This is a genomic window from Pseudomonas protegens (assembly GCF_013407925.2).
In the GTDB taxonomy this organism is placed as follows: Bacteria; Pseudomonadota; Gammaproteobacteria; order Pseudomonadales; family Pseudomonadaceae; genus Aquipseudomonas; species Aquipseudomonas fluorescens_AP.
This window is the reverse complement of record NZ_CP060201.1, coordinates 4,185,775-4,207,228: the sequence shown is the minus strand read 5'-3', so window position 1 is coordinate 4,207,228 and position 21,454 is coordinate 4,185,775. Positions and strand designations below refer to the sequence as shown.

18 protein-coding genes are annotated in these 21,454 nt (G+C 65.1%); 10 read left to right on the top strand and 8 right to left on the bottom strand.

Annotated features, from left to right (window positions below):
• Positions 1-52 precede the first annotated feature (52 nt).
• Positions 53-1,387 carry a DEAD/DEAH box helicase gene (locus GGI48_RS19500; protein WP_016963839.1) on the bottom strand — a complete coding sequence of 445 codons (1,335 nt, stop codon included), beginning with the start codon at positions 1,385-1,387 and terminating at the stop codon, positions 53-55.
• A gap of 273 nt (positions 1,388-1,660) precedes the next feature.
• On the opposite strand from GGI48_RS19500, the gene GGI48_RS19495 reads away from it, so the two are divergent.
• From GGI48_RS19495 to GGI48_RS19485, 3 genes are all read left to right on the top strand, one after another.
• Complete coding sequence (locus GGI48_RS19495) at positions 1,661-4,090, top strand: discoidin domain-containing protein (RefSeq protein WP_179599632.1); 2,430 nt, start codon at positions 1,661-1,663, stop codon at positions 4,088-4,090.
• 323 nt (positions 4,091-4,413) lie between these two features.
• Positions 4,414-7,623, top strand: a complete 3,210-nt coding sequence (locus GGI48_RS19490; protein WP_179599630.1) for a discoidin domain-containing protein — start codon at positions 4,414-4,416, stop codon at positions 7,621-7,623.
• 178 nt (positions 7,624-7,801) lie between these two features.
• On the top strand, positions 7,802-8,857 hold the full coding sequence (locus tag GGI48_RS19485; protein WP_179599628.1) for an alpha/beta hydrolase family protein: 1,056 nt from the start codon (positions 7,802-7,804) through the stop codon (positions 8,855-8,857).
• Here the strand turns inward: GGI48_RS19485 and yedA are convergent, their stop codons facing one another.
• Complete coding sequence (gene yedA / locus GGI48_RS19480; RefSeq protein ID WP_179599626.1) at positions 8,858-9,766, bottom strand: drug/metabolite exporter YedA; 909 nt, start codon at positions 9,764-9,766, stop codon at positions 8,858-8,860.
• Between the two features lie 160 nt (positions 9,767-9,926).
• Here yedA and GGI48_RS19475 point away from each other — a divergent pair, with 160 nt between their 5' ends.
• The gene (locus tag GGI48_RS19475) at positions 9,927-10,379 is read left to right on the top strand and encodes an Lrp/AsnC family transcriptional regulator (RefSeq protein WP_016963834.1); all 453 of its coding nucleotides are present in this window, start codon (positions 9,927-9,929) and stop codon (positions 10,377-10,379) included.
• A gap of 14 nt (positions 10,380-10,393) precedes the next feature.
• Here GGI48_RS19475 and GGI48_RS19470 read toward each other — a convergent pair whose 3' ends face one another.
• The 3 genes from GGI48_RS19470 to GGI48_RS19460 all read right to left on the bottom strand — a co-directional run bounded on the left by GGI48_RS19470 (position 10,394) and on the right by GGI48_RS19460 (position 12,401).
• Positions 10,394-11,005, bottom strand: coding sequence for a PolC-type DNA polymerase III (locus GGI48_RS19470; protein WP_047306211.1), 612 nt, complete (start codon positions 11,003-11,005; stop codon positions 10,394-10,396).
• Between the two features lie 27 nt (positions 11,006-11,032).
• A complete protein-coding gene (locus tag GGI48_RS19465; RefSeq protein WP_016963832.1) occupies positions 11,033-11,512 on the bottom strand; it encodes an NYN domain-containing protein in 480 nt (159 codons plus the stop codon).
• A 139-nt stretch (positions 11,513-11,651) separates the two neighbouring features.
• Complete coding sequence (locus tag GGI48_RS19460) at positions 11,652-12,401, bottom strand: DUF2076 domain-containing protein (protein ID WP_179599624.1); 750 nt, start codon at positions 12,399-12,401, stop codon at positions 11,652-11,654.
• A gap of 180 nt (positions 12,402-12,581) precedes the next feature.
• Here GGI48_RS19460 and GGI48_RS19455 point away from each other — a divergent pair, with 180 nt between their 5' ends.
• Both GGI48_RS19455 and GGI48_RS19450 read left to right on the top strand, forming a co-directional pair.
• Positions 12,582-13,244: a YciC family protein gene (locus GGI48_RS19455; protein WP_179599622.1), complete on the top strand. Its 663-nt coding sequence runs from the start codon at positions 12,582-12,584 to the stop codon at positions 13,242-13,244.
• An 87-nt stretch (positions 13,245-13,331) separates the two neighbouring features.
• Complete coding sequence (locus GGI48_RS19450) at positions 13,332-14,408, top strand: endonuclease/exonuclease/phosphatase family protein (RefSeq protein ID WP_179599620.1); 1,077 nt, start codon at positions 13,332-13,334, stop codon at positions 14,406-14,408.
• Between the two features lie 13 nt (positions 14,409-14,421).
• On the opposite strand, the gene hrpB is transcribed toward GGI48_RS19450, so the two are convergent.
• Positions 14,422-16,941 carry an ATP-dependent helicase HrpB gene (gene hrpB / locus GGI48_RS19445; RefSeq protein WP_179599618.1) on the bottom strand — a complete coding sequence of 840 codons (2,520 nt, stop codon included), beginning with the start codon at positions 16,939-16,941 and terminating at the stop codon, positions 14,422-14,424.
• Between the two features lie 130 nt (positions 16,942-17,071).
• Here hrpB and GGI48_RS19440 point away from each other — a divergent pair, with 130 nt between their 5' ends.
• Both GGI48_RS19440 and GGI48_RS19435 read left to right on the top strand, forming a co-directional pair.
• Complete coding sequence (locus GGI48_RS19440) at positions 17,072-17,491, top strand: hypothetical protein (RefSeq protein WP_047306214.1); 420 nt, start codon at positions 17,072-17,074, stop codon at positions 17,489-17,491.
• A 27-nt stretch (positions 17,492-17,518) separates the two neighbouring features.
• Positions 17,519-18,415 (top strand): cation diffusion facilitator family transporter, encoded by an 897-nt coding sequence (locus GGI48_RS19435; RefSeq protein WP_016963827.1) that lies wholly within the window; start codon positions 17,519-17,521, stop codon positions 18,413-18,415.
• On the opposite strand, the gene GGI48_RS19430 is transcribed toward GGI48_RS19435, so the two are convergent.
• Positions 18,409-19,503: a DUF6515 family protein gene (locus GGI48_RS19430; RefSeq protein WP_179599616.1), complete on the bottom strand. Its 1,095-nt coding sequence runs from the start codon at positions 19,501-19,503 to the stop codon at positions 18,409-18,411. The genes GGI48_RS19435 and GGI48_RS19430 overlap by 7 nt on opposite strands.
• Positions 19,504-19,916: 413 nt before the next feature.
• On the opposite strand from GGI48_RS19430, the gene GGI48_RS19425 reads away from it, so the two are divergent.
• Both GGI48_RS19425 and GGI48_RS19420 read left to right on the top strand, forming a co-directional pair.
• Positions 19,917-20,396 carry an Lrp/AsnC family transcriptional regulator gene (locus GGI48_RS19425; RefSeq protein WP_016963825.1) on the top strand — a complete coding sequence of 160 codons (480 nt, stop codon included), beginning with the start codon at positions 19,917-19,919 and terminating at the stop codon, positions 20,394-20,396.
• A 185-nt stretch (positions 20,397-20,581) separates the two neighbouring features.
• The gene (locus GGI48_RS19420) at positions 20,582-20,791 is read left to right on the top strand and encodes a DUF2788 domain-containing protein (RefSeq protein ID WP_003228500.1); all 210 of its coding nucleotides are present in this window, start codon (positions 20,582-20,584) and stop codon (positions 20,789-20,791) included.
• Here GGI48_RS19420 and GGI48_RS19415 read toward each other — a convergent pair.
• Entirely contained in the window at positions 20,786-21,352 is a 567-nt protein-coding gene (locus GGI48_RS19415; RefSeq protein ID WP_179602060.1) for a pseudouridine synthase, read from the bottom strand. The genes GGI48_RS19420 and GGI48_RS19415 overlap by 6 nt on opposite strands.
• Between the last annotated feature and the right edge of the window lie 102 nt (positions 21,353-21,454).

Below are 21,454 nucleotides of genomic sequence, written 5' to 3'. Positions count from 1 at the left end.
GCTTCAAGCCGACCTGAACTTGCAGCTTGCCGCTTGAGGCTTGTAGCTGCCTTCAAGGCTTGCGCTTGCGCGGCCCGGTGTTGAACGCCGGAACCTTGCGCACCGGTTTCACCGCTGGCGCTTCGGCCACTTCACCACTGTCCACCCACTTGCCCAGGTTGCGCTTGCCGCCACCGCCGGAGGTTTTCGGTTTCTTGGGCTTCTTCGGTTTTTTCACCACCTGGCCACTGGCGTCGGTTTCCGGCACCCGGTGCTCGGGTTCGAAGTCCTGCTCTTCATGGCGCTTCAAAGTCTGGCGAGTCAGCATCTCGATCGCCGACAGCAGGTTGACTTCATCGGCGCACACCAGGGAGATCGCCTCGCCGGTGGAGCCGGCCCGGCCAGTACGACCAATGCGATGGATGTAGTCCTCGGCGACGATCGGCAGGTCGAAGTTGACCACCAGCGGCAAGTCTTCGATGTCCAGGCCACGGGCCGCCACGTCGGTGGCCACCAGGATCTGGATCTCGCTGGCCTTGAACCGGTCCAGGGCACGCTGGCGCGTGGCCTGGGGCTTGTCGCCATGGATGCCGTCGGCATTCACGCCCTGGCCCTGAAGCTTTTCCACCAGCGCATCCACGCCGTTGCGGGTCTTGGCGAACACCAGCACCTGCTTCCAGCGGTTCTTGCGCAGCAGGTGGCTGAACAGCTCCGGCTTGCGCTTCTTGTCCACCGGCACCACCCATTGCTTGACCGTATTGGCGGCGACGTTGCGCGGGCTGACCTCGATGCTCAACGGGTCCTTGAGCATCTGCCCGGCCAGCAGGCGAATGGCGTCGGAGAAGGTCGCGGAAAACAGCAGGGTCTGGCGCTTTTTCGGCAACGCCGCGTAGATGTCCTTGAGCTCCTCGGAGAAGCCCAGGTCGAGCATGCGGTCGGCTTCGTCCAGCACCAGGGTCTGCAGCTGGCTGAACTTCACCGCGTTCTGCCGGTACAGGTCCAGCAGGCGCCCCGGGGTTGCCACCAACAGGTCCACGCCTTTGCGCAACTTCATCATCTGCGGGTTGATGCTGACCCCGCCGTACACCGCGTAGGTGCGCAGCGGCAGGTGTTCGGCGTACTGACGCACACTTTCGTGAACCTGCTCGGCCAGCTCGCGGGTCGGCACCAGGATCAGCGCACGCACCGAGTTGCTGTCGACCTTGGGCCCTTCCAGGGTCAGCAACTGCAGCAGCGGCAAGGCGAAACCAGCGGTCTTGCCGGTGCCGGTCTGGGCCGCGGCCATCAGGTCACGCCCGCCCAGCACCGCCGGGATGGCTTGCGCCTGTACCGGGGTCGGGGTCTGGTAGCCGAGGGTTTCAAGGGCGCGCAGCAAGGGTTCGATCAGGCCAAGAGTGGCGAATGTCATGGGGGTACCGTAGGAAAAAGTCAGCACTGGAAAGGCAATGGGCGGCAGTTTACCGCACTTTTAAGCGCTTGCTTTCCCTACCGCCGCTTGGCATTCCCGTGCATCCGCGGCTTCGTACATGACCGAAAAGGCCTGGCGGACATGTACAAGCACCAGGTCGATTCATAAGATTCAGCGCGCCGGCAAACCTCCCGAATTCATCTCATCAGCGCCCGTCATCCAGCGATTGCCAATACAGGTGTCGCACTGCGCTGTGCTTGTCCTGGAGTGGTTATGCCCCACCGCCAATTGCCTCACCTTTCCCTGGCCGACGCCATCCGCGCCGCCAGCCTGGGAGCCGTCCTGCTCATGCCCTTGGCCAGCCCGGCCCTGGCCCACGAGACATCACCCGCCACGCCTGCCATTGATAGTGCCGCGACGCTCGGCGGGCCGTTCATCGATATCCAGGCCTTGAACCCCGATCCCAGGCTGCGCAACGCGCCTGCCGCCAGCACCGAGCGCCTGACCCAGGCCACCGGCCTGAGCATCGGCGCCCTGCGCCTGGATCAGGACGATCGCTTCAAGGACATCAAGGTCCTGGTGGGCCGGGCCCAGGGACCCGCTCGCCAGGCATTCGGCGAAAGCAACGTCGTCGTCACCGCCCGCAGCGATGGCAGCTTCATCGCCCTGCTGCCCAATGCCACCATCCGCGGCGATGCCAATGGTCAGCAGACGCTGATCCCCGCCGAAACCCGGCACTCCCATGCGCCCGGCAACATCGACTATGTGCAGTCCGAGCAAGCCCAGGAGCCCAACCTGCTGCAGACCCGCGACGGCCAGCGCAGCTTTCAGGTCGATCGCAACGCCCAGGGCGAAACCGTGATCGACCTGCTGGCCGGTTTCTCCCAGGCCGCCGCCGACTATATCGGCGACCACGAAGCCTACGCCCTGGCCCAGGTCGCCTCGGTCAACCATGCGTTGCGCCAGTCACAGATCGAAGGGGTACGCCTGCGCCTGGTGGGCACCCAGGTGATTGCCGAGGATCACCCGATCACCGCCGGCTCCGACGGAACCCTGCGCAAGGTCAGCAGCCTGTTCGCCGAAGGCATGCGGCAATACAGCCCCGATCTGGTGACCGGGTTCTTCGTCGGCACCCCGGGGGTCGACACCATGCTCGGCTGGGGCAATGTCAATGGCCGTTACTCGATCAACAACATCAAGTCGCCCACCACCTTTCGCCACGAGGTGGGGCACAACATCGGCGGCGGTCATTGCCCGGACGGCAGCAGCGACCGTTTCGGCTACCACAACGGCCGGGTCGGCACGATCCTGTGTGGCAACCACGTGGGCTACTACTCCAACCCGGAGGTCAGGGACAACCAGGGCGTGCCCCTGGGCCAACTGGGCAGCGCCAACATGGCTCGCCTGTGGCGTGAAGGCGCCCAGCGCATGTCCGCCTACAGCCCGGCGGTGATCCCCATGGACCACGAACAGGTCAGACCGCTGCTGAGCAAGTCCATCGACCTGCAACAGAACGTCATCCACTACCAGGCCCTGGACATTCCCGAGGGCACCGAGCGCCTGGCGTTGTCGATCAACCACGGCCCGCGCCATGAACGGGCGGACAAGGTGCAACTGCTGCTCAAGCACGGCGCCCGCCCCACCGCCAGCGACTATGACTACCGCTCCCTGGAAAACCATGGCGTCGCCCTGGGGGTGAGCCATCCCAAGCCCGGGCGCTGGTACGTCGGGGTACGAGCCGAGAAGAACAAGAGCGCCAGCGACCAGTTGCTTGAAGGCCATGTCTTCGCCAAGACCCAGGAAACCAGCCAGGCTCGCTACCTGCGTTTTGTCGCCACGTCGTCGATCAACGGCAGCAAAGTTGCCAGCATCGCCGAACTGCTGCTGGCCGACGCCAAGGGCAAGCCGCTGCCCAGAGACGGCTGGCGCGTCCACTCGGTCAACGGCAAGACCTCCGGCATCGACAACAGCCTGTGGTTCGTCGATGGCAAACCAAACTCGTACTGGAGTTCGGGCAGTGCCAGCTATCCCCACGAGATCATCATCGACCTCGGAGCAGAGCGGGGCTTCTCTTCCTTGAACTACCTGCCGCGGCAAAACAACGATACCGCCGGCAACATCAAGGGCTACCAAGTGTATGGCGGGGACAGCCCGACCAGCGCCTGGGCGCTGCTGGCCAAAGGCGAGTTCAGTGCCGACAACGAGGTCAAGTCCGTTGCCCTCAAGCCGGTCGCGGCCAGCCTGCCACCTGTCGCCGTGATCAGCGGTCGCAGCCAGGCCAACGCCGGTGACCCGGTGCTGCTGGATGCCTCGGGCTCCAGCGACCCACAAGGCAAGGCCTTGAGCTTTGCCTGGCAAGTCACGCCGGCACTGGACTTCAGCTACGACGGCGCACGTATCAGCTTCACCGCCCCGCAGCTCAAGCAAGACACCCGCTATCGCTTCACCCTGAGCGTGGACAACGGCCAGAAAACCGCCACCGCCGAGCACAGCGTCACGGTCCTCGCCCCGGCGCAAACGGCGCCTGGCTGCACAGCTGCCTGGACGCGCAGCACGGCCTACCTGGGCGGTCAGAAAGTCAGCCACAACGGGCGCTTCTTCCTCGCCCGCTGGTGGACCCAAGGCCAGGAGCCGGGCAACCCGGCGTTCACCGGGCCGGACTTCAGCGGCAAGGTCTGGAACGACCTCGGCCCCTGTCACTGACAGCCGCCGGGGGCTTCACGCCCCCGGCAGCCAGCCCCCTTCCCACAGCGCAGGCGGCGGCCCCGATGGCCGCTGCCTGCATGACCTCGCCCCATTCTTTGTGGCAGCGCCCCCATGCCGTGGTGTGCCGGCCTGGACGCTCCGGCGATTGCGCCCGCTGCCTAGGACCGGTACGAAAAGCCCCCTGTTCGATGTACGCCCCGAGCGCCCCTGCCTATGATGCCCTCCGCCGGCAAAACTCCTTATCCACCTCCTCAGCGCGGACGCTTTAGCGGTCCTGTTCGCCAGGTATCGCACCGCGCTGAGACTACCCAGGAATAGTTATGTCGAGCTTCAGATTGACCGCCTTGTCCCGCGCGACTCGCCTTTGGGGCGCCAGCCTGGGCGCTGCCCTACTCTTGCCACTTGGCGGCATGGCGCAGGCCGATGTCGGCCAGCACAGCCCCGATTCCGCTCTCGGCGCGACGGTGATCCAGGGTCACTTCATCAACCTGCAATTGCCCGGTGCCAGGGCGATGCCATTCGGCGTCGCCGAAACCGGCACCGAGCAGTTGCAACAGGTCACCGGGATGCGCATCCGCAACCTGATCGGGCAACAGGACGATACCTTCAAGGACCTGCGGGTCATGACCGGCCAGCTGGAGGGCCGCGCCCGGACCCTGAGCGCCCCCGGAGAGATGACCCTCGCCGCGCGCCCCGACGGCAGCTTCATCGCCCTGTTGCCGGATGCCAATGCCATCATTCGCGGCGACGCCAACGGCCAGCAGTCGCTGATCCACTTCGACGCCGGAGCCGCCTTTGCCCCGTCGAGCGTCGACTACCTCACCGATGACGGCAGCGAAACCCCAGCCCTGAAGGAGTCGCAGAGCGGCCTGCGCAGTTTCCAGGTCAACCGCAACGTCCAGGGCGAAACCGTGATCGACCTGCTGGCCGGGTTCTCCCAGGCCGCCGCCGACTATATCGGCGACCACGAAGCCTACGCCCTGGTCCAGGTGGCCTCGGTCAACCGCGCCTTGCAACAGTCCAAGGTCCAGGGCGTGCGCCTGCGCCTGGTGGGCACCCAGGTGGTGCCCCAGGATGCGGCCATCACCGGCACCAACCTGGGCCAGGTCAGCAAGGTCTTCGCCGAAGGCATGCGTCGCTACAGCCCCGATGTGGTGGCCAGTTTCGTCGTGGGCACCCCCGGCCAGGACACCGCCGTAGGGTGGGGCTACGTCAACGGCCGCTACACCATCAACTCCATCAAGTCGGCCACGGTCTTCCGTCATGAGCTGGGCCACAACATCGGCGGCAACCACTGTTCCGATGGCAAGAGCTACCGCTTCGGCTACGACAATGGCCGGGTCGGCACCATCCTCTGCGGCAACCATGTGGGCTATTTCTCCAACCCGGACGTCAAGGACAGCCGGGGCGTGCCGCTGGGCAACGCGACAACCGCCAACATGGCCCGGGTCTGGCGGGAAAACGCGGCGCGGATGTCGGCCTACAGCCCTTCCGTGGTCCCGCTCGAACAGGAGCAAAGCACCTCGATCCTCAACCAGAAAGTCAGCCTGGCCAGCGGCCAGACGCGCTACTTCCCGGTGGATGTCCCCGAAGGCACCCGGCGCCTGGTGTTCACCGTGGTGGACGGCGAACTCACCGAGAAGGCCGGCCAGATCCAGTTACTGCTCAAGCGCGGCGCCCAGCCCAGCGGCTCAAGCTACGACTACCGCTCGGCACGCAGCCACAACGTGTCGCTGGGGGTGAACGACCCGCAGCCGGGGCGCTGGTACCTGGCGATCAACACCGACAACCGGGCCACCCAGGATCAGGTGCTTGAAGGCCACGCCTACGGTCTGACCCAGGACACGGCCCAGGGCCGCTACCTGAAGTTTGTCGCCACCTCCGCGGTGGACGGCAAGGACAACGCCAGCGTCGCCGAACTGCTGCTGGTGGATGCCAAGGGCAAGGCCCTGCCGCGCAATAGCTGGAAGGTCATGTCCACCAGCAGCGCGGTGCCTGGCGCAGCGGTGGGCAACCACGCCATCGACGGCAACCCCAATTCCTACTGGAGCACTGCAGCGGGGGCGCGCTACCCCCATGAAATACTGATCGACCTGGGAGCCGACAGCCGCTTCTCGCAACTGCACTACCTGCCGCGCCAGGACGCCGGCCTGAGCGGCAACATCAAGGGTTATCAGGTCTATGGCAGCAGCAGTGCGAACGGCGCCTGGACCCTGCTGGCCGACGGCGAATTCAGCGCCGACAACGAGGTCAAGGCCGCGTCCCTCAAGCCGGTGAATGCCGGTGAACCTCCGGTGGCGGTGATCAGCGGCAAGACCGAAGCCAACGCCGGGGACAGGATCGTCCTGGATGCCTCGGCCTCCAGCGATCCCCAGGGCAATGCCCTGAGCTTCGCCTGGGAAGCCTCGCCGCGCCTGGACTTCGACTACGACGGCGCGCGCATCAGCTTCACCGCGCCCGAGCTGCAGAGCGACACCCGCTACCGTTTCACCCTGATCCTGAGCAACGGCAAGCAGAGCAGCACCCGGACCCACGAGGTGCTGATCAAGGGCAAGGCCGCCGATGCCAGCTGCAAACCGGAATGGACGCTCAGAGGCACTTACGTCGGCAACGATGTGGTGCAGTGGAAAGGTCGTCAGTACCAGGCTCGCTGGTGGACCTCCGGCGCCGAGCCGGGCCTGGCCAGCACCACCGGCGCGGATGGCGCCGGCAAGGTCTGGCGTGACCTGGGCCCGTGCCAGAGCGAGGGCGAGAAACCGGTCGAGCCACCGGTGGAAGAAGTCAAACCGCCGGTGGCGGTGATCGGCGGCGCGAGCGAGGCCAAGCCAGGAGAAACCGTGTACCTCAACGCCACGGGCTCCAGCGACCCGGCGGGCCTGAAGCTCAGCTACAGCTGGAGCATCAGCCCCAGCGTCGCCTTTGACGCCGCAGGCCACCTGATGAAGTTCGTCGCCCCGAAGGCCGAGCAGGATGTCATCTACAACGTCAGCCTGACGGTGAACAACGGCAAGCACAGCGCCACCCGCAGCCATCAGGTCAAGGTCCTGGCCGAGAAGCCGGCGCCGGTCAAGCCGCCGCTGGCGAGCATCGCCGGCGCCAGTCAGGCCAAGGGCGGTGAAACCGTGACCCTGGACGCCGCCGGTTCCAGCGATCCGGCCGGTCTGGCGCTGAGCTACCAATGGACAGTGACGCCCAGCGTCGCCTTCCAGGCCTCGGGTTCGAAACTGACCTTTGTCGCGCCCAAGAGCGACAAGGACATCAGCTACCGCTTCACCCTGAACCTGGGCAACGGCAGCCATACGGTCAGCCGCGACCATAGCGTGACCGTGCTGGCCGACAGCGTGGAGTCGCCAGCCGGTTGCCTGGGCGCCTGGAGCCGTCAAGGCACCTACCTGGCCAACGACAAGGTCAGCCATAACGGCCGGTACTACATCGCCCGCTGGTGGACCAAAGGCAACGAGCCGTCTGCCGCCACCGTCGGTGGCGAAGGCAGCGGCAAGGTCTGGCGCGACGCCGGCGCCTGTAACTGATGCCTGAGGCGTGACCGCTTGCTCCGCAATCCGGTCACCCTTTCCCGGCCACTTCAGGTAAAAGGATGGACGGCGACTGCCATCAGTCGTCGTCCATCCTCTGCCGTTGAACGCCGTCGAATCCTCCAAGACGCGCCCCCACTGGCAGAACACCGATGCTTTGCCACTGGAGATCTGAATGCGCAAATTTGCCCTGTCCGCATGGATGCTAGCGGGCCTTTGCCTGCACCTGCCCCTGGTGCATGCCGCCGAACTCATCGGCTTTCGTGAAGTGACGCTGGCGGACGCCAGTCAGCAGCGCCCCCTGCATGTCGCCCTCTGGTATCCCACCACGGCCACCGCCCCCCTCCTGCCATCGGCTGAAAACCCGATTTTCCAGGGTGTAGCGACCATCAAGGATGCCGCGCCTAGCGGCTCTGCCCATCCGCTGGTGGTGCTGTCCCACGGCTATCGTGGCAACTGGCGCAATCTCAGCTGGCTGGTATCGAGCCTGGTGGACCAAGGCTATATCGTCGCGGCTCCCGACCATCCGGGCACCACCACATTCGACCAGCGCCCTGCAGAAGCCGCCAAGCTCTGGGAACGCCCGCGCGACCTGAGCCGGGTCATCGACAAGCTCACCCTCGATAACACCCTGGCCGGCCCGGTCGACCCGCAGCGCATCGCCGCCATCGGCCACTCCCTGGGCGGCTGGACGGTCACCGCGCTGGCCGGTGCCCGCTACAGCCCGCAACGTTACCTGGAGGAGTGCCGGCTGCATCCCAATCCACGCCTTTGCCACATAGCACCGGAACTGGGGATCACCGCGCACAATCAAGGCCCGCTGAGCGCCGATCTGCGGGACCCGCGAGTCAAGGCCGTCGTTGCGCTGGACCTGGGGTTCGCCCGTGGTTTTACCCCCGAGAGTTTGTCGACGCTGCACACACCGGTCCTGGTCCTGGGGGCCGGAGTGAACATCGCGGACATGCCCGTGGAGGAAGAGTCGGGCTATCTGAACGCCCATCTGGCGTCCCCGCCTTCGCACTATGAGGTCCTGGCCAATGCCAGCCACTTCAGCTTCATGCAAGTCTGCAAGCCAGGCGCCGTGGCCCTGCTCAAGGAAGAGGCACCTGGGGACGAGATTATCTGCCGCGATGGCGATGCCGGTGATCGCCAGGACATCCACCGGCAGGTGGCAAGGCTGATCAGCGACTTTCTGGATCAGAAGCTTGCCGGCCAACCACCGGCAGGCTGATCAGACAACCTCTTGCTGAGGAGCGGCTTTCGGCTTGCGCCACTGAGGCAGGCCGATCAGCACCACCGCGCTGATGATCACCAGCATGGCCAGGGCCTCCTCGATGCCGATGGTTTCACCGACAAAGACGATCCCCAGCAGCACCGCCACCGCCGGATTGACGTAGGCATAGCTGGTGGCCGCGGCCGGCCGCACGTGCTTGAGCAGGTACATGTAGGCGTTGAAGGCGATGATCGACCCGAAGCCGGCCAGATAGGCCAACGCCAACCAGCCTTCAAGGGGCGGCATGGCGTCCAGGTGCTCGCCGCTCAAGGCGCTGCCGATCATCAGCACCACGCCACCGACGAGCATTTCCGCGGCGCTGGCCATGGCCCCCTGGGGCAGCGGCAGGTGCCTGCTCCACACCGAACCGAAGGCCCAGGCCGCCGCGGCGAACAGCAGCAAGGCGGCGCCCAGCGGACTCGATTGCAGGTTGGAACCCAGGTTGAGCATGCCGATGCCGATCATCCCTAGGATGATCCCGGCCCACTCCAGACGGGTGTTGCGTGCGCCCCAGAAATAGCCGCAGAGCAAAGTGAACAAAGGCACCGTGGCCACCGCCAGGGCCGCCACTCCAGAGGTCACCCCGGAGTGTTCGGCCAGCGTCACCGCGCCGTTGCCGCAACTGAGCAGCAACACGCCGATGATCCCGGCGGCCTTCCATTGCGCCCAGGTCGGTGCCGGCACTCCGCGCCAGCGCAGGAAGGCGTACATCAGGCTGCCGGCGATGATGAAACGCACACCGCCGAGCATCAGCGGCGGCCAGTACTCGACGCCAATGCGGATCACCAGGTAGGTCGACCCCCAGATCACGTACAAGGCGAAAAAAGCGCTGATCAACGGCAAGGAAAAACGGCTTTGGCCGGGCATGGGAGGCAACTCGGAGCAGGCAGGGGGAGCACTATTCTAGAAAGGCCACCGGGGGAACTTAAGTTACAAAACCTGTTTATAACGGCAGTACACTTTCCAAAGCATGGAGTTCTGCGCTAAATACCGTGCTTTCGAAAGCCGGGCCAATGAGGAGCCTTCCATGGACAAATACGACCGCCTACTCCTGGCCAGCCTGCTGGAAAACGGCCGGGCGAGTTACGCCGAGCTGGCGCGCAAGGTCAACCTCTCGGCGCCGGCGGTGGCCGAGCGCGTGGCCAAGCTGGAGGCCAGCGGCGTGATCACCGGCTACCAGGCCAAGGTCGACATGGCCAAGGTCGGGCTGCCGATCCAATGCGTGATCGAACTGCGCCTGGCCCAGCACGGCAACCAGAAGAACTACGACGAGCTGATCAAGATCCCCCAGCTCACCGAATGCCATCGGGTGACCGGCGATCCCTGCGTGATCATGCAGGCTGCCGTGGGCTCGATGCCGGAGCTGGAGGAACTGATCAACCGTGTGGCCCAGTTCGGTTTCAGCAAGACCTCCATCGTGCTGTCCAGCGCCATCGAACGGCGTGTCCCTCTGGGGCAACTGGAAAACAACGGCAAGTAAGCCGCAGCTCCCACTCAGAAACCGCGCTGGCGCTTGAGGTGCTCGGGAATCTTGGCAGCCGGGACCTTCTGCAACTTGCAAAGGAAGTCGTGGGACAGTTCACGCACGCCATGCTTGTGGCGTAGCTCACCTGCCAGGTGCGCCACCAGGTTGGCGGCCATTTCCGCATCGGCCATGGCCCGGTGCGCCTGACCGGTGTGGGGCAAGCCGGCGAATGTGGTCAGGGTGCCCAGCTTGTGGTTCGGCGCCGCCGGCATCAGCCGCCGGGCCAGCAGCAGGGAACAGGCAAAGTTCTGCAAACGGGTGCGCTTGATCCGCCCCAGCTCGAAATCCCAGAACTTCTGGTCGAACGCCGCGTTATGCGCCAGCAACGGCGTGGTGCCGACGAATTCGTTGACCTCGTTCATCACCTGCTCCGCCGACGGCGCGCTGCGCAGCATGGCGTTGCTGATGCCGGTCAGCTGTTCGATAAAGCCCGGCACCCGCACCCCGGCATTCATCAGGCTCTGGTAACGCTCGACGATGCGCCCCTGTTCAAGGATAACCACGGCGATTTCCGTGGCCCGGCAACTGCTGCTCGGCGAGATCCCGGTGGTTTCAAAGTCGATGACGGCAATACGTTCCAAACCTGTGCAGCTCCGTATAAAAAATGATCAGCTCTTGAGCAGCAAAGCGCCTTCGATCGGCACATAGCGCGTGGCGGCGCGAATCAGCGAATTGGCGGTCAGGCCCGGCACGCCGTAAGCCACCGCGCTGACTCCGTGCTTGTGGATGATGCGTTCAAGCAGCAGGTCGAAGTCACCGTCGCCGGAGGCCAGCACCACTTCGTCGACCTGGGCGGCGGCGTCCATGATGTCGATGGTGATGCCCACGTCCCAGTCGCCCTTGGCCGAGCCGTCGCTGCGCTGGATGTAGGGTTTGAGTTTTACCGTGAAGCCAAGGTTGCGCAGGATCTGCTGAAACTGCTGCTGCTTGCTGTCACCGCGATCGATGGCATAGGCATAGGCTTGGACGATCTGCCCCTGCTTGCTGATATCCGCCCACAGCGCGGCGTAGTTGAAGTGACAACCATAGGCCTGGCGAACGGTGTAGTAGAGGTTCTGGACATCGGCGAACACAGCGATTTTTTTCACCGCTAATCCTCATGGCGCAGCAGCGCAGGGGCTGGAACGGGGCTCAAGACCCGAAAAAAGTCGCCCAGTATGCCAGCCACAAGGAATGTTCCGCGAATAATCGGTCCGGAGCAGGCACCTGCCCCGGACCGACGGTGGGTCAGACGAAGGAGTCGTCGTCGCTGTCGTAGTCGGCGTTGCTGAAGCCGCCCTGGTCGTTGTTGCCCCAGGAATCGTTGTTGGCCAGCCGCTGATCGTCATTGCCCCAGCCGCTGTTGTCGCTGGCCGGGGCCGGTTCTTCCTTGATGACTTCGACGATTTCCTGGGGTTGCTGATTGCTGTGGAACAGGCTGCTGATGCCCTGCGCCAGCATCACCCCGCCGGCCACGCCGGCCGCGGTTTTCAGGGCGCCACCCAGGAAGCCGCTACCGGCCGCGGCCGGGGCCGCCGGTGGTGGCGCATAGTTCTGCTGCGGGGCGCCAAAGTTCTGCTGGGCAGGGGCGCCAAAGGAAGAACGCGACGGCTCGCGCCAGCCGCCGCCGGAGGCTGGCGCCACGCTCGGGGCCGGCGCGGGAGCCGGCTGCGGCTCGCGGGAGCCACCGAAGATGCTCGACAGGAAACCGCCGCTCGCCGCCGGAGCCGGCGCGGCCGCCTGGGACCGGGCCTGTTGCAGTTCGGCCTGCAATTGCTGCACTTGCTGGGTCAGTTGCTTGTTCTGCTGGTCGAGGCTTTTCAGGGCAGCCTCCTGCACCAGGATCGCCTGGGTCATGAAATACCCGGCCGCAGGCTGGCGGGTCAGATGCTCCTTGATCCGCGCCTCGGCCTGGGCATCACGCGGGGCTGAATCCGTTTCGGCTTGCTGCAACCGTGAAAACAGTCCATCGATCAGGGTTTGCTCTTCGCTGTTCATGGCGACCTCTTTAGATTGCCGGTAAAAATCTGGTCCGTGCCCCCACAGGGCAGCGGTACGCACCAGTTATGGGGCTGAGGCGACGACTTTCAATGGTCTTTACTCAAGGTTTACGTTTGCTCCCGGGGGGCCTGCTTCGGTTAAAGTGTCCAACCGCTTGGTCAACTGCGATCCCCATCAATGACTCCGTTAGATGTTCTGCGCGACTCGTTCTATTTTTTCCAGCGCAACTTCGGCCGCATCGCCCAGCTGTGCCTGCCTCTGGTGTTTTTGGAGGCGCTGCTGCAGCAGGGCGTGAGCAGCGCCCTGGGCGAGAATGCCTTCCCTGGCTCCAGCGTGGTGGTGGGCCTCTTGCTGTATCCGCTGTACACCGGCGCGCTGATCCTGTTTCTCGATGCCCGCACCCGGGGGCTGTCGCCACGCAACCGCGACCTGTGGGCCATGGCCCTGAGCCTGTGGCCGCGCTTCGCCCTGCTGACCGCAGTCAGCACGCTGCTGATTCTGCTTGGGCTGTCGCTGTATTTCCTGCCGGGGCTGTGGCTGATGGTGGTGCTGGCCTTCGCCGAATACCTGCTGGTGCTCAAGGGCCTCGCGCCCCTGGCGGCGATCAAGGAAAGCCTGCGCCTGAGCCGCGGGCATTTCCTGCGCATCCTGTTGTGCATCATGGCGGTCATGGCGCCGTTGTGGCTGCTCAAGGGGGCGAGCGAGGCCGCCTATCCCGAACCGCACAACCCGATCCTGACCCTGGCCCTGGACAGTGCCTACAGCTTCCTGCAGCTGTTCACCAGCGTGGTGCTGTTCCGCCTGTTCATGCTGATCAGCGAGCAAGCGGACAAGCGCTGATCCAGCTTGCGGCCGCTCTACCGCTTGGGTGACGGCCGCGCACTCGGTTATGCTCCGGCCCATCCTGCAACGCCATAAGCCGAGCCGATGACCCGTCTACTGCGCATCACCCTGTTGAGCCTGATACTGATCGGCCTGGTGCTGGCCAGCCTGATCTACAGCCTGACCTGGCGCCCACAGCCCAAGGAAACCCTCGCGGTCAGTTGCAGCGCCCAGGCCGCTCCGCTGGTGCCGGGCCAGGCGCTCAAGGTGATGACCTGGAACCTGCAATACCTGGCCGGCAAGCGCTACGTGTTCTGGAACGACCAGGCCCGGGGCGAGGATGAACGCCCGACCTTGGAAGACATGGCCTTCAGCCTCGACGAGGTGGCCCGGGTGATCCGCGACGAACAGCCGGACCTGGTGCTGCTACAGGAAGTGGACAATGGCGCCAAGGCCAGCGCCTACCAGGATCAGCTGAAACTGCTGCAGGAGCGGGTCACCGATCTCTATCCCTGCAGCACCCAGGCTTACGACTGGAAGGCCGATTTCGTACCCTCCCCGCATATCTTCGGCAGCGTCGGCCGGCAACTGGCGACCCTCAGCCGCTACCGCATCGAACACGCCGAGCGCCTGCAATTGCCGGTTGCCCCACAGTCGCTCATCAGCCGGCAGTTCCAGCCCAAGGACGCCCTGCTCCTGAGCTACCTGCCCCTGAGCGACGGCGGCCAACTGGCGGTGCTCAATACCCACCTGGAGCGTGCACAGCAAGCCGACGACACACACCAGAAGCAGGTGACGGCCATTGCCAAGGTGCTGGACAAACTGGAGAGCCGCGGCACGCCCTGGCTGATTGGCGGCGACTTCAACCTGCTGCCCCTGGGCCAGTACCAACGCCTGAGCGACGCACAGCGCGCGCCCTACAACGTCGACAGTCCGCTGCACCTGCTGTGGGACAAGTACCCGATGATCCCCAGCAACACCCAGGCCAGCGGCGTCGACCGGGCGCGGTGGCTGACCCACTACCCCAACGACCCGAGCCTCGACGGCCCGGATCGCACGGTGGACTACCTGTTCTACAGCCCGCGCTTGAAACGGGTCGAATCCCGGGTGCGCCAGGACGATACCCTGCGCATCTCCGATCACTTGCCGGTGCTGGCCCGCTTCCTGCTGCCGGCCCAGTAAGCCTCGCGGCTGGCTATTTGCGCGGTTTGACCCGGGCCGTCGCCTCGGCGATCAGCGGGTCATCCGGCCAGTAGTGCTTGGGATAGCGCCCCTTGAGGTCCTTCTTGACCTCGGCGTAGGTGCTGCGCCAGAAGTTGGCCAGGTCCTGGGTGACCTGCACCGGACGCCGCGCCGGCGACAACAGGTGCAACTTGACCGCCTGGCGCCCCCCGGCGATCCGCGGGGTGTCCGACAGACCGAACAACTCCTGCAGGCGCACGGCCAGGATCGGCGGCTGCTCGCTGTAGTCCAGGCGGATCGAAGACCCCGAAGGCACCGTCAGGTGGTGCGGAGCGAGTTCGTCCAGGCGCTGGGGCAGCGGCCAGGGCAGCAGGTTGTGAACGATGCTGGCCAGCTCCAGGTTGGCAAAATGACTGAGGCGCGACACCTTGCCCAGGTAGGGTTGCAGCCATTGCTCCAGGCCTGCGAGCAAGGCGCCATCGCTGACATCCGGCCATTGGCTCTGGTCCTTGTCCGCCAGATCCAGTTGCCGCAACAACATCACCCGGGCCTGCCACTGGCGCAGTTCCGGGGTCCAGGGCAACAGCTCCAGTCCCTTGCGCCGCACCAGATGGACCAGGGCCCGGCAACGGGCCGACTCGTCCAGGCCGCTGAGGGGCTCGCGGCTGAGTACCAGTTCACCGACCTTGCGTTGGCGCTCGGCCCGCAGCACGCCTTCACGCTCGTCCCAATCCAGCTGGTCGACGTTGCGCACCTGCTCCGCCAGCACGCCATCGAACAGCGCCGGATCGAAATCCGCCGCCAGGTAGATGCGCTCCTCACGCTGGCCCTGACGACTGCCCAAGTCGGCGATCACCAGCCAGGGCTGCTTCATCAGGTTGTCGGTTTCGCTGAACAGCGCCGCGCGGCCGTTGGCCAGCCGATACTCGGCACCACCGGGACGCCGCTGCTGGGCCACGCGGTCGGGATAGGCCAGGGCCAGCAAGGCCCCGAGCCAGCGCGGATGCTCGGGATCGGCGACGGCCGCCTCGGGCTGCCCTCGCAGGTAGCCACGGTACTGCCGCGATAGCTGCCGTGCTCGCTGTACCCCGCCCTGGGCTCCGCGGGCCGCCCGCTCCTCTCCCGAAAGCAGCACCAGGCGACTGTGCAGATCGGCCCCGGCACCCCGCAGAATGTCCCGCTCCCCCAGTAGCGCCGCGACGTCACAGGCCATCTGCGCCAGCCCCAGGGACTGGCCGCGCAACAGCAAGTGGGCAATGCGCGGGTGGGCCGGCAACTCGGCCATGGCCTGGCCGTGGCGGGTCAATGTGCCGTCGTCGTTGAGCGCTCCCAGGCGCAGTAGCAGATCCTGGGCCTGTGCATAAGCGGCGCTGGGCGGTGCATCCAGCCAAACCAGCTGGTTCGGTGCCACGCCCCAGCGCGCCAATTGCAGGGCCAGGCCAGCCAGGTCGGCCTGGAGGATCTCCGCGCTGGCATAGGCGGCCAATTGCTCCTGTTGATCGGCGGACCACAAGCGATAACACACCCCAGGTTCCAGGCGCCCGGCCCGACCGGCACGCTGGGTGGCGCTGGCGCGAGAGATGCGCTGGGTGTCGAGACGGGTCATGCCGCTGCCGGGGTCGAAGCGCGGGACCCGGGCCAGTCCGGCGTCCACCACCACCCGTACACCGTTGATGGTCAGGCTGGTTTCGGCAATGTTGGTGGCCAGCACCACTTTGCGCTGGCCCGTCGGGGCCGGGTCGATGGCGGCGCGCTGGGCCGCCAGGTCCAGCTCGCCGTGCAACGGGCACAGCAGGATATCGCCGCGCGGACCCAGGGCATCGGCCAGTTGCTGATGGACCCGACGGATCTCCGCCTGCCCGGGGAGAAACACCAGCAGGCTGCCGCTTTCATCATGGAGGGCTTCCAGAACCGTCTGCACCACTCGCGGCTCGATGAACTCGCCGGGCTGGAACGGGCGGCCCCAGCGCTGGGTCACCGGGAACATGCGTCCTTCGCTGCGCAGGATCGGCGCATCGCCCAGCAGCGTGGACAGCCGCTCGCCCTCCAGGGTCGCCGACATCAACAGGATCTTCAGCGGCTGCTGGTCACGGAACAGCTCCCGGCCATTGAGGCTCAGTGCCAGGGCCAGATCGGCGTCCAGGCTGCGCTCGTGGAATTCGTCGAAGATCAGCAGCCCCACCCCTTCCAGGGCCGGATCGTCCTGCAGGCGGCGGGTGAGAATGCCTTCGGTGACCACTTCGATGCGGGTGCGCGGGCCGACCTTGCTGTCCAGGCGGATGCGGTAGCCCACGGTTTCCCCGACTTTTTCCCCCAGTTCACTGGCCAGGCGCTCGGCGGCGGCACGGGCCGCCAGGCGCCGGGGTTCGAGCATGAGGATGGTCTGTCCGGCCAGCCAGTCCTGGTCCAGAAGCGCCAGGGGCACGCGGGTAGTCTTGCCGGCCCCGGGCGGGGCTTCGAGCACCGCTTCGTGGCGCGCCGCCAAGGCCTCGCGCAGTGCAGGCAAAACTTCATCAATTGGCAAAGAATTCATGCTGGCTCCCAAACAGAGGCGCGAGTATAACGGCGAACTGCCTGGGGTTAATCATGGTCTGAGTGCTGATCGACAAGACTCAACACCCCGCTCCATCCTTCTTTGCTTTCGTGCTTGCTAGGAGATTTCCATGCGTATTCCCCACCGTGTCATTGGCGGCGTCCTGATCACCACCCTGCTGACCCAACTGACTGCCTGCGGTTCGATCTTCTTCCCCGACCGACGCGGCCAGATCGACGGCAAGATCGATCCGGTGGTCGTGGTCCTGGATGCCGTTGGCCTGCTGTTCTATGTGATCCCGGGGCTGATCGCCTTTGGCGTCGACTTCGCCACCGGGGCGATCTACCTGGAGCCGGGCAAGACCGCGCAGATTGCCCCGGAAAAACTCCAGCAGGCCATTGGCGCCGACGGTAAAGTCGACAACCGTAAACTGCAGGCCATTCTGGAAAGCGAACTGGGGGGCCATTTCCCCCTCGATGACCCGCGCCTGATCCAGCACAAGGGCAGCGTGCAGCAACTGGCCCTGTACGGCCTCCAGCCCGCCGCCTGAGCCCACGACCCAAGGAACCCGCCGTCGATGATTGGCAACCCGGAACATGCTCGCCTCCTGCGCCTGGCCACCCGCGCCTCGGTCACTGTCGCCGGCATCCTGATTGTGACCAAGGCGATCGCCTGGTGGCTCAGCGGCTCGGTGAGCATGCTGGCGGGCCTGACCGACTCGGTGCTCGACGGCTTCACCTCGCTGCTCAATCTGTTGGCGGTGCATTACGCCCTGCGTCCGGCCGATGATGATCACCGCTACGGCCACGGCAAGGCCGAGTCCCTGGCGGGCATGGCCCAGGCGCTGTTCATCGCCGGCAGTGCGGTGCTGATTGCCTTTCAGGCGTTCGAGCGCCTGCAGCACCCGGAACCGGTGGGCGCGCCCTGGCTGAGCATCGGGGTGATCGGGCTCTCACTGGTGCTGACCGTGGCGCTGCTGATCCTGCAGCATCGGGTGATCCGTGAAACCGGCTCCAACGCGGTTCGGGCCGATTCCCTGCACTACCGCTCCGACCTGCTGCTCAATGGCAGCATCCTCCTGGCCCTGGTACTGGCGGCCTTCGGCTGGCATCAGGTGGATGCCTGGTTCGGCCTGGGGATCGCCGTCTACATTCTCTGGAGCGCGATCCAGATCGCCCGGGAAAGCTTCTCGGTGCTGATGGACGAGGAGCTGCCCGCCGATGTCAGCCAGCACATGCTGGAGCTGGCCTGCGGTGTGCCGGGGGTGCTCGGTGCCCATGACTTGCGCACGCGGATTTCCGGCAGCCACTGGTTCGTCCAACTGCATCTGGAACTGCCCGGCGACCTGAGCCTGTCGGTGGCCCACGCCATCAGCGATCAGGCCGCCGACGCGATCCACCAGGCCTATCCCCGGGCCGAAGTGCTGGTACACGCCGATCCACAGGAAGTGGTCGAGGCCGCCAGGGCTCAGTAAGTGACCTGATACCCCCGTGAGCTCAGGCAGTTGCCCTGGGCCTGGCGGTAGGCCTGCACCACTTGCGGGGCGGGCTGATAGGTCGCGCTGGCCGGATCGAAGCCACTCTGCTGCACCGCCCAGCGATAGCAGTCGTAGCGATCCTGATCGATCTGCTGCGGCGACTGGCCATTGACCGGGTAAGCCAGAACGTCATAGCCATTGCCAGCCTGCTGTTGATCCGGCGGCGGCGCGCCCACGGGCGGTTCGACCACGACATACTGCTGGGTGTCCGCTTCGTAGCTGTAGTAGGCCCCGGCGGCAAGAAAGAACAGCGCGCTGCCGATCCAGATTTCCCGCGCGTAATCGGGCAGGTAACCCACTCGAATGCCATAGGGTGGATGCACCACCACATAGCGTGAGCCCTGTGGGCGATACCAGTAGCCCCCCGAGAAAAAGTAATCCTGGCCACGGTACGGCACCCGGTAATTGCGCTCGGGGAAACGGTCGATCACGTAGCCCGGGCGGTACTGCGGTCCCGGGCCCCAACCGTTGCCATGTCCATCGGGACGCCCTGGCCAGCGATGATCATTGGGGCGGCCATAATCCGGGCGCGAACCCGGCCCGCCGGCTTGCCAGTGCTGGTTGTAGTCGTTGCGCCGGGGAATGTCCTGGTAGTAGCCACGCTGGGGCTCCTGGGTCTGGCGCACGGTGTCGGGCCGCCCCTGGATCGGCAGGCTGGGCGCTGCCTGCGGCTGTTGTTGCGGCGCCGGTGCAGGCCGGCTTTGCGGGTTGGGATCATGCTGGGGGCGGTTCTGCCACTGCCCGCCCGGGTTCTGTCCATTGTGTTCGAACTGACGGCTGTTCTCGCCACGAATGATTTCATTCTGCGGCCGCGGCTGCGGAGCAGGTTGCGCGCGTTCCGCCGGGCTCTCCGGACGGCCCTGATTGCCTTCTCCACGGCCTTGCGGGGGATGCTCGTGCTGCCCGCCGGAAGGCGCTCCCTGCTGGGGCGGCCGTCTATCGTCTCGCTCATCGGCGAGCGCTTGCGCGCTGACGCTCACGCACAACACACCAACACCTGCCAAACGCCAGATGCGCGACTTCATGCTATTCCTCACTGCGGATTGGGGCCTGTAGATAAGACTGAAAAAGCCCAGGGCGGTTCTGCTAGAGATTATCAGTCACGAGACTTATTTCGCAGGCAATAAAAAAGGGCGGCCCGTCGGCCGCCCTTTGAGATTTTGTCCGTGCTCGGCGCTTTTGACGCCGGCTCACCTCACTCCGTCTTCTGGACAGGGTGTAGCCCGGGGGCCGGCTCAACCCTGTGGGATTGGCGGCCGCGGCAGGCCTGATTCGGCGGGCCGCAGTGGACTCTATGTCCGGGCAGTGATTCTGGTGATAAGAATAGGCCTGGGCCGACGACAGAGGATTGCGAAGATTGCTTGCAAAAACACCTCTTGCGCAATTTTTAACCCTAGATAGATAATTCGACGCAATACTTATGACAAAGGCCTGATTGATGAGCAAACTCGACCGCTATGACCTGAGTATTTTGGCGGAATTGCAACGCGACGCCCGCATCTCCAACCAGGAACTGGCCGAGCGCATCGGTCTGTCACCCTCGCCCTGTTCGCGCCGGGTCAAGCAATTGGAGGACGACGGCTACATTTCCCGCCAGGTCGCCTTGCTGGACCGCAAGATGCTCGGCTTGAGCCTCACCGCCTACGTGCTGATCGGCATGGACCGGCACACTCCGGAACGCTTCGAGAATTTCGAAGCGGCGATCCGCAGCCTGCCTCAGGTACTGGAATGCAGCCTGGTGACCGGAGTCGATGCCGACTACCAGCTCAAGGTCGTGGTGCCGGACATGGACCATTACCAGAAACTCCTGCTCGGTCACCTGACCCGCATCGACGGCGTCACCAGCGTGCGTTCCAGCTTCGTGCTCAACCAGGTACTCAACAGCACCGAGCTGCCCCTGACCCACCTGCGCAATTGACAGGCCATCTGTCGCAGCCGGCAGGCCGACGAAGAGCTTGCTGAGGCCAGTGCCGGTACGCCTGCGCCTAAAGCCAGGCCGGCCTGACGCTGTGGCGACATAACGCATGCAGATCAATGCTCGGCCGGCGAGCGTTGGCGTATACTCGCCCGGCATTTTTACCCTGCCTGCATTGGAGATAATCGATGGACCCAGCCGTATTCGAAGAATGGATGATGACCGGTCTGGTCAGCATCCTGATCATATTCATGGGTTTCATCGTCTGGGACCTGGCCAAGAAGTCCAAAGCCGGGCGCTTCGGCTCCTTTATCCTGTTCTTCGTGCTGGGCCTGGGCGTGGCCGCCTTCATCATCAAGAGCGTGGTGATCGGCCTGATCGAATCCGGGGCCTTATAAGCGCGCCGCGACTTCTTTCCACTGGCCCTGATCCAGGCCATCCAGGGTCCAGTCGCCAATCCTGACCCTTACCAGCCGCAAGGTTGGCAGGCCCACCGCCGCCGTCATGCGCCGTACCTGACGGTTACGCCCCTCGCGAATCACCAGCTCCAACCAACTGGTGGGCACACTCTTGCGAAAACGCACCGGCGGGTTGCGCGGCCACAGCTGCGGCTCATCCAACTGCCGCGCCTCGGCTGGCAGGGTCATGCCATCGTTGAGTTCCACGCCATCACGCAGCCGCTGCAACTGCTCGGCACTGGGCTGGCCCTCGACCTGCACCCAGTACGTCTTGGCCAGCTTGTGCTTGGGATCGGCAATGCGCGCCTGCAATTGCCCGTCATTGGTCAACAGCAGCAGCCCTTCGCTGTCGCGATCCAGGCGCCCGGCCGGGTAGACCCCGGGAATCGCGATGAAGTCCTTGAGCGTCGCCCGGCCTTCGCCATCACTGAACTGGGTCAGGACATCGAAAGGCTTGTTGAACAGGATCAGCTTCGACTCGGCCGGCGGCGCCTTGGCCACGCGCTTGCTGGAAGAAGGAGAAAACGGCTTGGCGCCAGGACGGCGGGAGGCGGGACGAGGTGCACGGGACATGGCAGCGGGAACATTCAGCGATCAGGACCG

Excerpts from the sequence above, each read along its gene's own strand:
- GGI48_RS19500 (WP_016963839.1), bottom strand. The coding sequence starts at position 1,387 with ATGACATTCGCCACTCTTGGCCTGATCGAACCCTTGCTGCGCGCCCTT.
- GGI48_RS19495 (WP_179599632.1), top strand. The coding sequence starts at position 1,661 with ATGCCCCACCGCCAATTGCCTCACCTTTCCCTGGCCGACGCCATCCGC.
- GGI48_RS19490 (WP_179599630.1), top strand. The coding sequence starts at position 4,414 with ATGTCGAGCTTCAGATTGACCGCCTTGTCCCGCGCGACTCGCCTTTGG.
- GGI48_RS19485 (WP_179599628.1), top strand. The coding sequence starts at position 7,802 with ATGCGCAAATTTGCCCTGTCCGCATGGATGCTAGCGGGCCTTTGCCTG.
- yedA (WP_179599626.1), bottom strand. The coding sequence starts at position 9,766 with ATGCCCGGCCAAAGCCGTTTTTCCTTGCCGTTGATCAGCGCTTTTTTC.
- GGI48_RS19475 (WP_016963834.1), top strand. The coding sequence starts at position 9,927 with ATGGACAAATACGACCGCCTACTCCTGGCCAGCCTGCTGGAAAACGGC.
- GGI48_RS19460 (WP_179599624.1), bottom strand. The coding sequence starts at position 12,401 with ATGAACAGCGAAGAGCAAACCCTGATCGATGGACTGTTTTCACGGTTG.
- GGI48_RS19455 (WP_179599622.1), top strand. The coding sequence starts at position 12,582 with ATGACTCCGTTAGATGTTCTGCGCGACTCGTTCTATTTTTTCCAGCGC.
- GGI48_RS19450 (WP_179599620.1), top strand. The coding sequence starts at position 13,332 with ATGACCCGTCTACTGCGCATCACCCTGTTGAGCCTGATACTGATCGGC.
- hrpB (WP_179599618.1), bottom strand. The coding sequence starts at position 16,941 with ATGAATTCTTTGCCAATTGATGAAGTTTTGCCTGCACTGCGCGAGGCC.
- GGI48_RS19440 (WP_047306214.1), top strand. The coding sequence starts at position 17,072 with ATGCGTATTCCCCACCGTGTCATTGGCGGCGTCCTGATCACCACCCTG.
- GGI48_RS19435 (WP_016963827.1), top strand. The coding sequence starts at position 17,519 with ATGATTGGCAACCCGGAACATGCTCGCCTCCTGCGCCTGGCCACCCGC.
- GGI48_RS19430 (WP_179599616.1), bottom strand. The coding sequence starts at position 19,503 with ATGAAGTCGCGCATCTGGCGTTTGGCAGGTGTTGGTGTGTTGTGCGTG.
- GGI48_RS19425 (WP_016963825.1), top strand. The coding sequence starts at position 19,917 with ATGAGCAAACTCGACCGCTATGACCTGAGTATTTTGGCGGAATTGCAA.
- GGI48_RS19420 (WP_003228500.1), top strand. The coding sequence starts at position 20,582 with ATGGACCCAGCCGTATTCGAAGAATGGATGATGACCGGTCTGGTCAGC.